This window comes from Pseudomonas soli (assembly GCF_021283165.2).
Classification (GTDB): Bacteria; Pseudomonadota; Gammaproteobacteria; order Pseudomonadales; family Pseudomonadaceae; genus Aquipseudomonas; species Aquipseudomonas soli.
This window is the reverse complement of sequence record NZ_CP128543.1, coordinates 2,361,502-2,374,179: the sequence shown is the minus strand read 5'-3', so window position 1 is coordinate 2,374,179 and position 12,678 is coordinate 2,361,502. Positions and strand designations below refer to the sequence as shown.

Sequence of the window (12,678 nt, the reverse complement as noted above, 5' to 3'; positions counted from 1 at the left end):
AACAACTATGCGGCAGTTTCTAAATCAAATGCCTCTCTTACGAGGCTTAAAACATACTTCGACATGATCGGAGAGACACTATTCCCAATCATCCTGAAAGAGTGCCAAATGGTTGGATGAAAAACAAACCAGTCCGGGAAACCCTGAAGTCTGGCCGCTTCCCGGACAGTAATTACGCGGGGCTCGGAAGGATGGATTGGGCGCATGGCCTGGAAACTGCCCTTGTCACTACCAGTACCCGCCCTAAGAGTCGGACAGTATCCATCCCAAGACAATCTCGGATATCGACTCACTTCTTCAACAGCGCCAGGTGCGGTATTTGAGAAACGACGTATCACTGCATCGGTATGCCGCGTTCTCATCAAACCGGAAACCATCCCGTTTCTAAGCATTTCCTTGGCAAATTTTGCACCAACAGCCGGTGATACTTTATTCAGCTGCTTCGCATACTTGCTTACAGAAGCATCACGATTGTAACCCCACCAACCGTAGCCACTACTGGTGAGCTCGACCATATCTACAGGAGAAGGCAAGTCAGAAATCGCCTCGCAAACCGTTACAGGGCGAACTTGAGGAATTGCTAATATACGTTCAAACGAAGGAACAGACATGTCATTGTGACAACCAATCACAAGCACTCTTTTCCGGGATGTCGCCGCACCGCATTCCAATGCATTCACTTTAAACGGGCCGATTACATGGTAGTCTGCGCCGATCAAGCTAAGCGCCTCATCCAAAATAAACCTATTTTTGGCATCAAGTATTCCCTCGACATTCTCCATTACGAAAAACTTCGGCTTGAGAATAAGCACTTGATTAAAAAAGTGGGTGATTAGACTATTTCGAGGATCCTCTGGTTTTCGCAAGCCAATTCGGCTGAATCCTTGGCAAGGCGGACCACCGATAACCAAATCCGGACGAGCATTACCGATGGCTTCCCGCCAAAAGGCGGCATCTAGCGTCGAAATATCCGCCAAGTGAACTTTCGAGTTTGGGAAATTCAGCTTATATGAATACTGCAAGTCTGGATCAATATCCACCGACGCAATGTTCTTGAACCCAGACAGCTCTGCCCCCAGGCCAAAACCTCCGCACCCACTGAACAAATCAACGAAGGTTGGCCTACTCAAACCGCTCACCTACAAATAATCAAAAGCCCGCATTATATAGCATTTCTCAAAAGAAATGAAGACCCGTCATAAAACCAGCTCTCCGTACGAAGGGTACAACTTATAGAATTTCGCATAGTCGTCGAGCTGGCTTTGATCCAACTTAAAACCTAGCTTTTCCAAGACTTCCGCCTCGCTGATCTTTTCACTGGACGGCAAGAGCGCATCTAGAGATATACGTTCACGATGGGTCAAAGGGGGTACCTGAATAGGATACAACGCCGGACCGATGTATTCCGAATTCAAGAAGCATCTATTTTCATTCAGCTTTAAGTCACTTTCCTCATCTACAAACATCCCACCAACAGTAATCATTGGCGCATTATCCTTGTAGTAATAATTCAAGAAAGATACAAATTTCCCACCTCTCCCAGAACGCCTATGAGCACGCTCAATATGCCTTGTTAGACATGTCGCCAATACATTGTGATAGTTCTTAACATTTATATGCTTGAACTCCTCAGCGCTTGGCGCAGCATCACCGATAATCTGCTCCAGCCCTTTATGTCGGCCTTGAGGATTTCCCTCTGAATCCTTATCGGGAACCCGCCCCATGTGAGCATTCACTGTCACCATTAGAATTGAAGCAGGAGAAATTTTTGAGGCCACTGTTGCGCTATCCTCAAAAACTGCTGGATTTTCAGGTCCACAGTCGTAGTCAAGCCAAACGATAGAAGGCTTCGACCAGTCGGTAGCCTCTATTCCCTCCGCAGCAAGACCAGGGAAGACACGGATATTTTTATAAGGCCGGTTGAACATGGCTCTAGGCGAATATTCTTCAAGCTCAAAAGAAACTAACTCTTCTATCCCTAAGCTCTTGTGCGCCAGTATGAAGTCAACAAACCACATCGACCCCATACCCAAATATTGATATGTCGAAAAATCAAAACTACTCGACAACCCGACTAGCGTCTCGAATATTATTTTCCGCTCAACACACTTGTTCGGTCGAAGCGAATAATTAATTGCTTCAAACGAGGCCATTACTCCCCCACCTCATTTTCAACATAATATTCAAATGTCTTTTGGCCGATCTGCTTGTAGCTCATCTGGCTATTACCAAGTGCCTGAGCAACCTTGGTTAAAATTGCGACAGGCTGTTGGTATGAGACCGTACCCATTTTAATCTTCGGCGCTGATTCAAATACCGGAAGTTTCATCAAAGCTGGCTCAGGAGCCCTTGCTTTGAATTCAGTAATTGCCTTAATTGCCGCACTGGACTCGAACGCCTTTGCCTTGTCCAGATTGGCCTTACGCGTATTGGTATAATCAAGATATTTACGAGTTGCATCACGCATAAACGTGGTTGCACGCCGGAAGACTGGCAATGTCTCGTCGATTTGCCTCTTGGTCGTTGTCCAAGGAAGCTCCCCTGGTTGATCAGAGGTAAAGAATATCAAACCTACAAAACCATTATATTGTGGGTGCCAGGCGGGGAATGCGTCCCCCCAAATTGTTTTGTCAGTTTTATCCCCAGCGAGCACTACCCTATCATTACATATGACGTACCATCCCCAGCTCTCAGAGTCTTTGCTCAGGCTGTTTGGATCACCAGCGTCTTCTGGAGGAGTACCAGCGACGCCTGAGACAATACGAACATTCACACCTGTCTCGGTGTCCGTATATTCATGAACATAGGGGGATATAGCTTCCCCATCTCGCACGCCATAGATATGCTGCGTAACAGCTACCCCGTTGATTTTGATTTCGAAACCATTCTGCAAGAAAAAAGAATAGTATTTACCAATATCTTTGCGCAATTTATTAACAAAAATTTGATCTGAAAACTCAGAGGCAGTACCTTTTCTCAGCTCACTTACAGCGATTTCAGTACCAACAAAACCATCCGGCGATATCTGATCAAGATCGAATTCCCACTCTGGCTTGGCCGCCCACGAAGAAACATTTATGTTTGTTTCAAATGCCTCCTCCGGCGCAGAATCCGTCGCACTCCTGATTTTTATTATCTTACCAATCTTGAATATGGCACGCTTCATGCCAATTCCATATAAACCAATGGAGTTTTCAGCATCTTTGGGCGCATCCGCCCTACGACCGAAATGAAAAGCATACTCTCGAGCATCATTCAAAGACATCCCACCACAGTTGTCTTTTATCTCGAAAGTGTTTTCATTCAATAAAACATCTGCAAAGTAGCCGTTCAGGTTATGCCGGCCATTTAGCTGTGCATGTCGTGACGCACCATCAATACTGTTATCCAAAAGATCAAAGATACATTCATCGAGCCCGATATCTCGAGTGATCATATCAATGAAGAAATCTTTGGTTGGATCAGCTTTAGCCGTCCACTGCGTCATCGGTAAACCCTCCTTTCCGCTCCGACCCACTCCGGAGCAATCCTGACTGCACGCTGGTTTAAAGCTGCAGGAGCCAATGATTGCATATTGCCAGAGCTCGAGACCTGCTTGCTAGCTCCCGCAGGCGTGGCATTCGGACAAAGTAGAAGCGGCTGAGATAAGGATGGCTCGCCTTGAGGCATGTGCACAGGCGCGCGCGGAAATCAGCGCCCTGCCCGTCCAGCCATGCACCTGAGAGACGCGATGCGGAAATGGAAGGAAGGATGCGGAAACGACAGGATCGCAGACAGGGCGATTTTTGCTGCCCCAGAAATGCAAAAAGCCCTGAATAATCAGGGCTTTGAATGTGGCGGAAGCGTAGAGATTCGAACTCTAGGATAGTTGCCCATCGACGGTTTTCAAGACCGTTGCCTTAAACCACTCGGCCACGCTTCCAGCTGTTTTGCGGCGGCAATAATACCTTAATGTAACAAGCTGTCAAACTCTCTGTGTCGCGGCTTGCGACAGCTCTGATATGCTCTGCACTATACGTTCCACTACCGCAGGTCTCGGACCGCGGTCTCACCCCAAAGGAGTGCGCCATGCGCGAACAGGATTACGCCGTCCAACACGGCCAGCAGGTCGAGCAGCAGGAGGTCAGCAAGGTCCTGCGCAACACGTACAGCCTGCTGGCCCTTACCCTCGCCTTCAGCGGCATCATGGCCTTCGTCGCCCAGCAGATGCGTGTCGGCTACCCGAACATCTTCGTGGTGCTGATCGGCTTCTACGGCCTGTTCTTCCTCACCAACAAGCTGCGTGACTCGGCCTGGGGCCTGGTGTCCACCTTCGCCCTCACCGGCTTCATGGGCTTCATCCTCGGCCCGATCCTCAACCGCTACCTGGGCATGGCCGGTGGCGCCGAAGTGGTCAGCTCGGCCTTCGCCATGACCGCCCTGGTGTTCGGCGGCCTGTCGGCCTACGTGCTGATCACCCGCAAGGACATGAGCTTCCTCAGCGGCTTCATCACCGCCGGCTTCTTCGTCCTGCTGGGTGCCGTGGTGGCCAGCTTCTTCTTCCAGATCAGCGGCCTGCAACTGGCGATCAGCGCTGGCTTCGTGCTGTTCTCGTCGGTCTGCATCCTGTTCCAGACCAGCGCCATCATCCATGGCGGCGAGCGCAACTACATCATGGCTACCATCAGCCTGTACGTGTCGATCTACAACCTGTTCGTCAGCCTGCTGCAACTGTTTGGCATCATGGGCCGCGACGACTGATCGAATCGGTTGCCAGCGCCACAGGAAAAGCCCGCTTCGGCGGGCTTTTTCGTGCCCGCTGAACCGCGGCGGGCACCTCACAAACATTGACTCAAAAGTCAGCTTATTAGCGCCTTCCTCCGCGATTGTGCGCCCATCGTGCTTGCCTCTACCGCAATGGCCGTTCTGCCCGTAGAATGCGCTCCTTTTTCCTTCCGGGGCGGCATTTTCCCATGAGTTCACACGAACACGGCCCAGGCGCGGCGTCGCCTGCCAATGAACTGGTCCTTGGCCTGGAGGACAAGCCTCGCCTGCTGATCGGCCTGCTGGCGGCTCTGCAGCACTTGCTGGCGATCATCGTGCCGATCGTCACGCCGGGCTTGCTGATCTGTCAGGCGCTAGGCGTGTCGGCGCGTGATACCAACCTGATCGTGTCGATGTCGCTGGTGATCTCGGGCATCGCCACCTTTGTCCAGTGCAAGCGTTTTGGGCCGTTCGGCGCCGGGCTGCTGATCGTGCAGGGCACCAGCTTCAACTTCGTCGGCCCGCTGATCGCCGGCGGCGCGCTGATGGTCAAGCAGGGCACGCCAGTTGAAGGCGTGATGGCGGCGATCTTCGGCGTGGTCATCGCCGGTTCGTTCGTGGAAATGGGCGTGTCGCGCATCCTGCCCTTCGTCAAGCGCCTGATCACGCCGCTGGTGACCGGCATCGTCGTACTGATGATTGGCCTGACCTTGATCAAGGTCGGCTTGATCAGCATGGGCGGCGGCTTTGGCGCCATGGCCAACGGTACCTTCGCCGATGGCGAGAACCTGCTGCTGTCGGGAGTGGTGCTGGCGATCATCGTCATCCTCAACCGTGTCCCGGTGGTATGGATGCGCAGCTGCGCCATCGTCATCGCCCTGGCGGTGGGCTACGCCCTGGCCGGCTACCTGGGCCGCCTGGACTTCACCGGCATGCACCAGGCCGCGCTGTTCCAGGTGCCGACGCCGCTGCACTTCGGCCTGGGCTTCTCCTGGTCGCTGTTCATCCCGATGCTGGTCATCTACTTGGTCACCTCGCTGGAGGCCATCGGTGACGTGACTGCGACCAGCAAGGTTTCGCGCCAGCCGGTCGAGGGCCCGGTATGGATGCAGCGGATCAAGGGCGGGGTGCTGGTCAACGGCGCCAATTCGCTGCTGGCGGGCCTGTTCAACACCTTCCCCAGCTCGATCTTCGCCCAGAACAACGGCGTGATTCAGCTGACCGGCATCGCCAGCCGCCATATCGGCATCTGGATCGCCGCCATGCTGATCCTGCTGGGCCTGTTCCCGTCGGTTGCCGGGGTGATCCAGGCAGTGCCGGAGCCGGTGCTCGGCGGCGCGGCCATGGTGATGTTCGGCGCCGTCGCGGCCTCGGGCATCAATATCCTCGCCAGCACCCGCCTCGACCGCCGTGCCCTGCTGATCATCGCCGTGTCGCTGTCGCTGGGCCTGGGCGTGGCCCAGGTACCGGAGTTCCTCGCGCATATGCCGGCGGCGCTGCGCAACGTGCTGGAGTCGGGTGTCGCCACCGGCGGCATCTGTGCCCTGGTGCTCAACTGGTTCCTGCCAGAAAGCAAAGACCAGGCCTGAGCCCCGCCAGCCAGAGCAGAAGCCCGTGCCCACCCGCACGGGCTTTTTGCTTTATCATGGCCGCATTCATTTGCTCGAGCCTTACATGAAATTCGCCATCGCGGTCTTTTCCCCGGCCCATGCGCCCTCCTCGCGCCGCGCCTTGCGCTTTGCCGAGGCGGTGCTGGCCGGCGGGCATGAAATTGCCCGGCTGTTCTTCTACCAGGACGGGGTACACAGTGCTTCGGCCAATATCGTCGCGCCCCAGGATGAGCTGGACGTGGCCGCGCAGTGGCGTGCCTTCGTCAGCGATCACCGGCTCGACGCCGTGGTGTGCATTGCCGCCGCCCTGCGTCGTGGGGTACTCGACGACACCGAGGCCAACCGCTACCAGCGCCCGGCGGTAAACCTGCCAATGCCGTGGGAGCTGTCCGGCCTGGGCCAGCTGCACGAAGCCGCGCAACTGGCCGACCGCCTGGTCTGCTTCGGAGGTGATTGAAATGGCCAAGTCCCTGCTGATCATCAGCCGCCAGGCGCCGTGGAGCGGCCCGTCCGCTCGCGAAGCGCTGGATATCGCCCTGGCCGGCGGCGCCTTCGATTTGCCGCTGGGCATGCTGTTCCTCGATGACGGCGTGTTCCAGCTCGCCGCCGCACAGCAGCCAGACGCCGTGCAACAGAAGAACCTGGCCGCCAATCTCCAGGCCCTGCCTATGTTCGGTGTGGAGGAGTTGTTCGCCTGTGGTCACAGCCTCGCCCGCCGAGGGCTGGACAACGACGCCCTGTCACTGCCGGTGGAAGTGCTCGACAACGCCGCGCTGACCGCACTGATTGCCCGTTTCGACCAGGTGGTGACGCTCTGATGACGACCCTGCATGTAATCGCCCATTCGCCCTTCGGTGACGAGCGCCTGGCCAGTTGCCTGCGTCTACTCGGCCCGCAGGACGCGCTGCTGCTGTGCGGTGACGCCACCTACGCGCTCCAGGCCGGCACCGAGCCCTTCGCTGCCCTGCAGGCCGCCAATCTCGGCGAGCGCCTGTTCGCCCTCGCCGAAGACCTGCAGGCCCGCGCCCTCGACAGCCAATTGGCCAAGGTAGTGGACTACCCCGCCTTTGTCGAGCTCACCCTGCACCACGACAAGGTCAACAGCTGGCTATGAGTACCCTGACTGTCGGCGATCGTAACATCGCCCTGGACAAGGACGGCTTCCTGGTCGAGCTGCAGGACTGGTCCCGCGAAGTCGCCGAGGCCCTCGCCACGCGGGAAAGCATCGCCCTGACCGCAGACCACTGGGAAATCCTCGAGCTGTTGCGCCAGTTCTACCAGGAGTACCAGCTGTCACCGGCCACCCGCCCGCTGATCAAGTACACCGCGCTCAAGCTCGGCGCCGAGAAAGGCAACAGCCCACACCTCAACCGCCTGTTCAACGGCACCCCCGCCAAACTTGCCGCCAAGCTGGCGGGCCTGCCCAAGCCGACCAACTGCATATGACCGAGCCACAGCTGAACGAAGCACGCCCTTTGACCCTGGAAACCCCGGCCGAACACCCGTTCGCCGAGTTCGTACGCATCCTCGGCAAGGGCAAGCGTGGCGCCCGCGGCCTGACCCGCGAGGAAGCCCGCGCCGCGATGACCCTGCTGCTCGAGGGCAAGGTCGAGGACACCCAGCTGGGCGCCTTCCTGATGCTGCTGCGGCATAAAGAGGAAAGCGCCGAAGAGCTGGCCGGCTTCACCGAGGCCCTGCGCGCCCATCTGCACGCGCCCCAGATCACCGTCGACCTCGACTGGCCCAGCTACGCCGGCAAGAAGCGCCATCTGCCATGGTACCTGCTGGCGGCCAAGTGCCTGGCGGGCAACGGTTTGCGGATCCTGATGCACGGCGGCGGCGCCCATACGGCGGGCAGGCTGTACACCGAGCAACTGCTCGACCTGCTGGGTATCCCGCTGTGTCGCAACTGGACGGTCGTGGAGCAAGCCCTGGACAGTCGTCGACTGGCCTTCTTCCCGTTGCAGGACTGGGCGCCACAGCTTCAGCGCATGATCGACCTGCGCAACACCCTGGGCCTGCGCTCGCCCATCCACTCCCTGGCCCGGGTGCTCAACCCGCTCGGCGCCCGCTGCGGCCTGCAGAGCATCTTCCACCCCGGCTACCAGGCGGTGCACCGCGAGGCCAGCCGCTTGCTCGGCGACCACACAGTGGTGATCAAAGGTGACGGCGGCGAGATCGAGGTCAACCCGGATGTCATCAGCCACCTGTACGGCACCTCGGCCGGCGAGGCCTGGGACGAGGAGTGGCCGGCCCTCAGCGCCCAGCGCCATGTGAAGCCGGCCAGCCTGCAGCCCGAGCACCTGCTGGCGGTATGGCGTGGCGAGGCACAGGACAGCTATGGCGAGCTGGCCGTGGTCGCGACCATGGCCCTAGCCCTGCGCGGGCTGGGCCAGGACCGCGAGCAGGCGTTCAGCCGCGCTCGCGACTACTGGACCAACCGCAGAAGCATCGAATAAGCCGATAGATAGGGCGCAGTCTTTGCGCTATTTATTCGAACGCTTTTCACTAGACTGAGCTCCAACGACAAACGACTTTGTTCCGAGGAGCTTTGCAATGGGCCTTTTGATCGATGGCCGCTGGCATGACCAGTGGTACCAGACCAGCCAGGATGGCGCGTTCAAGCGCGAGAACGCTCAACGCCGCAATCAACTGCCCGCCGCCGAGGCCGGCCGTTATCACCTGTACGTGTCACTGGCCTGCCCCTGGGCGCATCGCACCCTGATCTTCCGCGCCATCAAGGGCCTGGAACCGCTGATCGACGTCTCCGTGGTCAGCTGGCTGATGGGCGAGCACGGCTGGACCTTCGACCAGCAGCAGGGCTCCAGCGGCGATCATCTGGACGCATTGCAGTACCTGCACCAGCGCTACACCCAGGACGACCCGCACTACACCGGGCGCGTAACCGTGCCGGTGCTGTGGGACAAGCAAGAGAAGCGCATCGTCAACAACGAGTCTGCCGAGATCATTCGTATCTTCAACAGCGCATTCAACGAACTGACCGGTAACACCCTGGACCTTTACCCCGAGCCGCTGCGCGCTACCATCGATGGGCTCAACGAACGTATCTACCCGGCCGTGAACAACGGCGTGTACCGCGCAGGCTTCGCCACCTCGCAGGAAGCTTACGAGGCCGCCTTCGACGATGTCTTCAACGAACTGGACCACCTGGAAGAGCTACTGGGCCGCCAGCGTTACCTGGCCGGTGAGTACCTGACCGAAGCCGATGTGCGGTTGTTCACCACGCTGGTGCGTTTCGATGCGGTGTACCACGGGCACTTCAAGTGCAACCTGCGCCGCTTGAGCGACTACCCGAACCTGTCCAACTGGCTGCGCGAGCTGTACCAGTGGCCGGGCGTGGCGGGCACGGTGAACATGGAGCATATCCAGAAGCACTACTACATGAGCCACAAGACCATCAACCCGAACGGCATCGTGCCCAAGGGGCCGTTGCAGGATTTCGGCTTGCCGCATGACCGGGAGCGGTTAATGGGCAAAGGGATCTGGAAGGCTTGATAAAGCTGGGGCTGCTTTACAGCCCACCGTCGGCAAGCCGGCTCCCACAGGGGCTTGTATGATCCTGTGCGAGCCGGCTTATCGTGGCGATGGGCCGCAAGGCGGCCCCAGTCATTTCAGGCGTCTTGCGCGCCTTCGAACCACGCCAGCTTCTCGCGCAACTGCACCACTTCCCCGACGATCACCAGGGTCGGCGCATGCACTTCGTGGCGTGCCACCAACGCTGGCAGGTCGGCCAGGGTGCCGGTGAACACCCGCTGGTTGCGGGTGGTGCCCTGCTGCACCAGCGCAGCCGGCGTACTCGCCGCACGGCCATGGCGGATCAACTCGGCGCAGATGGTCGGCAAGCCGACCAGGCCCATGTAGAACACCAGGGTCTGGGCCGGAGCCACCAGGTCATTCCAGGGCAGGTTGCTGGTGCCATCCTTCAGGTGGCCGGTAACGAAGCGCACCGACTGGGCATAGTCGCGGTGGGTCAGTGGAATCCCGCCATAGGCCGAACAACCACTGGCTGCCGTGATGCCCGGTACCACCTGGAACGGAATACCTTCGTCGGCCAGCTCCTCGATCTCCTCGCCACCCCGGCCAAAGATGAACGGATCGCCACCTTTGAGCCGCAGCACGCGCTTGCCCTGGCGAGCGAGGTCGACCAGCAGGCGATTGATCTTGTCCTGCGGCACGGCATGATCGGCGCGGCGCTTGCCGACATAGATGCGCTCGGCGTCACGCCGACACATATCGATGATGGCAGGAGCCACCAGGCGGTCGTACAGCACCACGTCGGCCTGCTGCATCAGGCGCAGGGCGCGGAAGGTCAGCAGGTCCGGATCGCCCGGCCCCGCGCCCACCAGGTACACCTCGCCGCCCTGCTGCACCGGCGCGCCATCGACCATCGCCTGCAACAGGCGCTCGGCCTCGGCGCCCTGCCCGGCCAGCTGGCGCTCTGCGATCGGCCCCTGGAACACGGTTTCCCAAAAGCCACGACGCTGGTTCACGTCAGGGTACAAGGCCTTGACCTTGTGACGGAAGCGCGCCGCCAGCCCAGCCAACTCGCCGTAGGCGGAAGGGATCCAGGCCTCCAGCCTGGCGCGGATCAGGCGCGCCAACACTGGAGCGTCGCCGCCGCTGGAAACCGCCACCACCAACGGTGAACGGTCGACGATGGCCGGAAAGATCACCGTACACAGGGCCGGCGCATCCACCACGTTGACTGGCAGGCTGCGCGCCTGGGCCTCGGCCGAGACCTGGGCGTTGAGCGCCGAGTCGTCGGTCGCCGCGATCACTAGCCGACAACCGTCCAGGTCCGGGGCCTGGTAGCCACGCACCAGGACTTCGCCCCCGCCCTCTCGGGCCATTGCGGCGAGCTGGCTGTCGACCTCAGGCGCTACCACCCGCAGCGCGGCGCCAGCATCGGCCAGCAGGCGCGCCTTGCGCAAGGCGACCTCGCCGCCGCCGACGACCAGCACACGGCCACCCTGCAGCTTGTGGAACAGCGGCAGGTAGTCCATTCAGCGAATGACCTCGACGCCACCCATGTACGGTTTGAGCACCTCAGGCACACGGATCGAACCGTCGGCTTGCTGGTAGTTCTCCAGCACGGCGACCAAGGTACGACCGACGGCCAGGCCCGACCCATTGAGGGTGTGCACCAGCTCCGGCTTGCCGGTTTCCGGGTTGCGCCAGCGGGCTTGCATGCGGCGCGCCTGGAAGTCGCCGCAGTTGGAGCAGGAGCTGATCTCGCGGTACTTGTCCTGGCTTGGCACCCAGACCTCCAGGTCGTAGGTCTTCACCGCGCCAAAGCCCATGTCGCCGGTGCACAGCGCCAGTACGCGGTACGGCAGCTCCAGCAGCTGGAGCACGCGCTCGGCGTTGGCGGTCAGGCCTTCCAGCGCTTCCATCGACTTGGACGGCTCGACCACCTGGACCATCTCGACCTTGTCGAACTGGTGCTGGCGGATCATGCCGCGGGTGTCACGGCCCGAGGCACCGGCCTCGCTGCGGAAGCACGGGGTGTGGGCGACCAGCTTCAGCGGCAGCTGCTTGGCGTCGAGGATCTCACCCGCCACCAGGTTGGTCAGCGACACTTCGGCGGTCGGGATCAGGTAGAAGTCAGCCTCGCCTTCGCGGGTGATCTTGAACAGGTCTTCCTCGAACTTCGGCAGCTGGCCGGTGCCCTGCAGGGCCGGGGCCTGCACCAGGTACGGGGTGTAGTGCTCTTCGTAGCCGTGCTCGCCGGTGTGCAGGTTGATCATGAACTGCGCCAGGGCGCGGTGCAGGCGGGCCACCGGGCCACGCAGCACGGCAAAGCGGGCGCCGGACAGCTTGGCCGCGGCCTCGAAGTCCAGGCCACCGCTGACCTCGCCCAGGGCGACGTGGTCCTTGATTTCGAAATCGAAGGCCTTCGGCGTGCCCCAGCGGCGCACTTCGACGTTGTCGTCTTCGCTGGCGCCGACCGGCACGCTGGCGTCCGGCAGGTTGGGGATGGTCAGCAGGATGCCGTCCAGTTCCGCCTGGATGCCATCCAGCTCGGTCTTGCCGGCGGCCAGCTCGTTGGCCATGCGCTCGACGTCGGCCATCAGCGGGGCGATGTCCTCGCCCTTGGCCTTGGCCTGGCCGATGGACTTGGAGCGGGCGTTACGCTCGGCCTGCAGCTGCTCGGTGCGGGTCTGCACGGCCTTGCGACGCTCTTCCAGCGATTCGATGCGCGCGACATCCAGGCTGAAGCCACGGGAGGCCAGGCGGTCAGCCACTTCCTGAAGTTGGCCGCGTAACAGTTTGGAATCGAGCATATCGTTCTCTCGTTATAAGT

13 protein-coding genes and 1 tRNA gene are annotated in these 12,678 nt (G+C 59.7%); 8 read left to right on the top strand and 6 right to left on the bottom strand.

Translation table 11 applies throughout. From position 1 onward, the window contains the following. Positions 1-5 precede the first annotated feature (5 nt). The 4 genes from LU688_RS11105 to LU688_RS11090 all read right to left on the bottom strand — a co-directional run bounded on the left by LU688_RS11105 (position 6) and on the right by LU688_RS11090 (position 3,922). Positions 6-1,139, bottom strand: a complete 1,134-nt coding sequence (locus LU688_RS11105) for a DNA cytosine methyltransferase (RefSeq protein ID WP_434784946.1) — start codon at positions 1,137-1,139, stop codon at positions 6-8. 57 nt (positions 1,140-1,196) lie between these two features. Then, complete coding sequence (locus LU688_RS11100; RefSeq protein ID WP_232887974.1) at positions 1,197-2,153, bottom strand: O-methyltransferase; 957 nt, start codon at positions 2,151-2,153, stop codon at positions 1,197-1,199. Further along, positions 2,153-3,487: an ATP-binding protein gene (locus LU688_RS11095; protein WP_232887975.1), complete on the bottom strand. Its 1,335-nt coding sequence runs from the start codon at positions 3,485-3,487 to the stop codon at positions 2,153-2,155. The genes LU688_RS11100 and LU688_RS11095 overlap by 1 nt, the downstream gene beginning before the upstream one ends. Before the next feature lie 347 nt (positions 3,488-3,834). Next, a tRNA-Ser gene (locus LU688_RS11090) sits at positions 3,835-3,922 on the bottom strand. A gap of 146 nt (positions 3,923-4,068) precedes the next feature. Between LU688_RS11090 and LU688_RS11085 the strand changes: the two genes are divergently transcribed. From LU688_RS11085 to LU688_RS11050, 8 genes are all read left to right on the top strand, one after another. Continuing rightward, positions 4,069-4,740, top strand: coding sequence for a Bax inhibitor-1/YccA family protein (locus LU688_RS11085; protein WP_028692373.1), 672 nt, complete (start codon positions 4,069-4,071; stop codon positions 4,738-4,740). 212 nt (positions 4,741-4,952) lie between these two features. Beyond that, a complete protein-coding gene (locus LU688_RS11080) occupies positions 4,953-6,332 on the top strand; it encodes a nucleobase:cation symporter-2 family protein (protein ID WP_094010419.1) in 1,380 nt (459 codons plus the stop codon). 85 nt (positions 6,333-6,417) lie between these two features. Continuing rightward, positions 6,418-6,810, top strand: a complete 393-nt coding sequence (gene tusD / locus LU688_RS11075; RefSeq protein ID WP_023632843.1) for a sulfurtransferase complex subunit TusD — start codon at positions 6,418-6,420, stop codon at positions 6,808-6,810. 1 nt (position 6,811) lies between these two features. Continuing rightward, entirely contained in the window at positions 6,812-7,171 is a 360-nt protein-coding gene (gene tusC, locus LU688_RS11070) for a sulfurtransferase complex subunit TusC (protein WP_094010420.1), read from the top strand. Continuing rightward, positions 7,171-7,467, top strand: coding sequence for a sulfurtransferase complex subunit TusB (gene tusB / locus LU688_RS11065; protein ID WP_094010421.1), 297 nt, complete (start codon positions 7,171-7,173; stop codon positions 7,465-7,467). The genes tusC and tusB overlap by 1 nt, the downstream gene beginning before the upstream one ends. Further along, the gene (locus tag LU688_RS11060) at positions 7,464-7,799 is read left to right on the top strand and encodes a TusE/DsrC/DsvC family sulfur relay protein (protein ID WP_023632846.1); all 336 of its coding nucleotides are present in this window, start codon (positions 7,464-7,466) and stop codon (positions 7,797-7,799) included. Before tusB ends, LU688_RS11060 begins: the two co-directional genes overlap by 4 nt. Beyond that, positions 7,796-8,812 carry a glycosyl transferase family protein gene (locus tag LU688_RS11055; protein WP_094010422.1) on the top strand — a complete coding sequence of 339 codons (1,017 nt, stop codon included), beginning with the start codon at positions 7,796-7,798 and terminating at the stop codon, positions 8,810-8,812. Before LU688_RS11060 ends, LU688_RS11055 begins: the two co-directional genes overlap by 4 nt. A gap of 97 nt (positions 8,813-8,909) precedes the next feature. Beyond that, positions 8,910-9,869 (top strand): glutathione S-transferase family protein, encoded by a 960-nt coding sequence (locus LU688_RS11050; protein WP_094010423.1) that lies wholly within the window; start codon positions 8,910-8,912, stop codon positions 9,867-9,869. Between the two features lie 116 nt (positions 9,870-9,985). On the opposite strand, the gene cysG is transcribed toward LU688_RS11050, so the two are convergent. Together cysG and serS are read right to left on the bottom strand one after the other, a co-directional pair. Then, positions 9,986-11,377: a siroheme synthase CysG gene (gene cysG / locus LU688_RS11045; RefSeq protein ID WP_094010424.1), complete on the bottom strand. Its 1,392-nt coding sequence runs from the start codon at positions 11,375-11,377 to the stop codon at positions 9,986-9,988. Continuing rightward, positions 11,378-12,658 (bottom strand): serine--tRNA ligase, encoded by a 1,281-nt coding sequence (gene serS, locus LU688_RS11040; RefSeq protein WP_038705845.1) that lies wholly within the window; start codon positions 12,656-12,658, stop codon positions 11,378-11,380. Between the last annotated feature and the right edge of the window lie 20 nt (positions 12,659-12,678).

Excerpts from the sequence above, each read along its gene's own strand:
- LU688_RS11080 (WP_094010419.1), top strand. The coding sequence starts at position 4,953 with ATGAGTTCACACGAACACGGCCCAGGCGCGGCGTCGCCTGCCAATGAA.
- serS (WP_038705845.1), bottom strand. The coding sequence starts at position 12,658 with ATGCTCGATTCCAAACTGTTACGCGGCCAACTTCAGGAAGTGGCTGAC.
- tusB (WP_094010421.1), top strand. The coding sequence starts at position 7,171 with ATGACGACCCTGCATGTAATCGCCCATTCGCCCTTCGGTGACGAGCGC.
- cysG (WP_094010424.1), bottom strand. The coding sequence starts at position 11,377 with ATGGACTACCTGCCGCTGTTCCACAAGCTGCAGGGTGGCCGTGTGCTG.
- tusC (WP_094010420.1), top strand. The coding sequence starts at position 6,812 with ATGGCCAAGTCCCTGCTGATCATCAGCCGCCAGGCGCCGTGGAGCGGC.
- LU688_RS11085 (WP_028692373.1), top strand. The coding sequence starts at position 4,069 with ATGCGCGAACAGGATTACGCCGTCCAACACGGCCAGCAGGTCGAGCAG.
- LU688_RS11050 (WP_094010423.1), top strand. The coding sequence starts at position 8,910 with ATGGGCCTTTTGATCGATGGCCGCTGGCATGACCAGTGGTACCAGACC.
- LU688_RS11100 (WP_232887974.1), bottom strand. The coding sequence starts at position 2,153 with ATGGCCTCGTTTGAAGCAATTAATTATTCGCTTCGACCGAACAAGTGT.
- LU688_RS11055 (WP_094010422.1), top strand. The coding sequence starts at position 7,796 with ATGACCGAGCCACAGCTGAACGAAGCACGCCCTTTGACCCTGGAAACC.
- LU688_RS11095 (WP_232887975.1), bottom strand. The coding sequence starts at position 3,487 with ATGACGCAGTGGACGGCTAAAGCTGATCCAACCAAAGATTTCTTCATT.
- LU688_RS11060 (WP_023632846.1), top strand. The coding sequence starts at position 7,464 with ATGAGTACCCTGACTGTCGGCGATCGTAACATCGCCCTGGACAAGGAC.
- tusD (WP_023632843.1), top strand. The coding sequence starts at position 6,418 with ATGAAATTCGCCATCGCGGTCTTTTCCCCGGCCCATGCGCCCTCCTCG.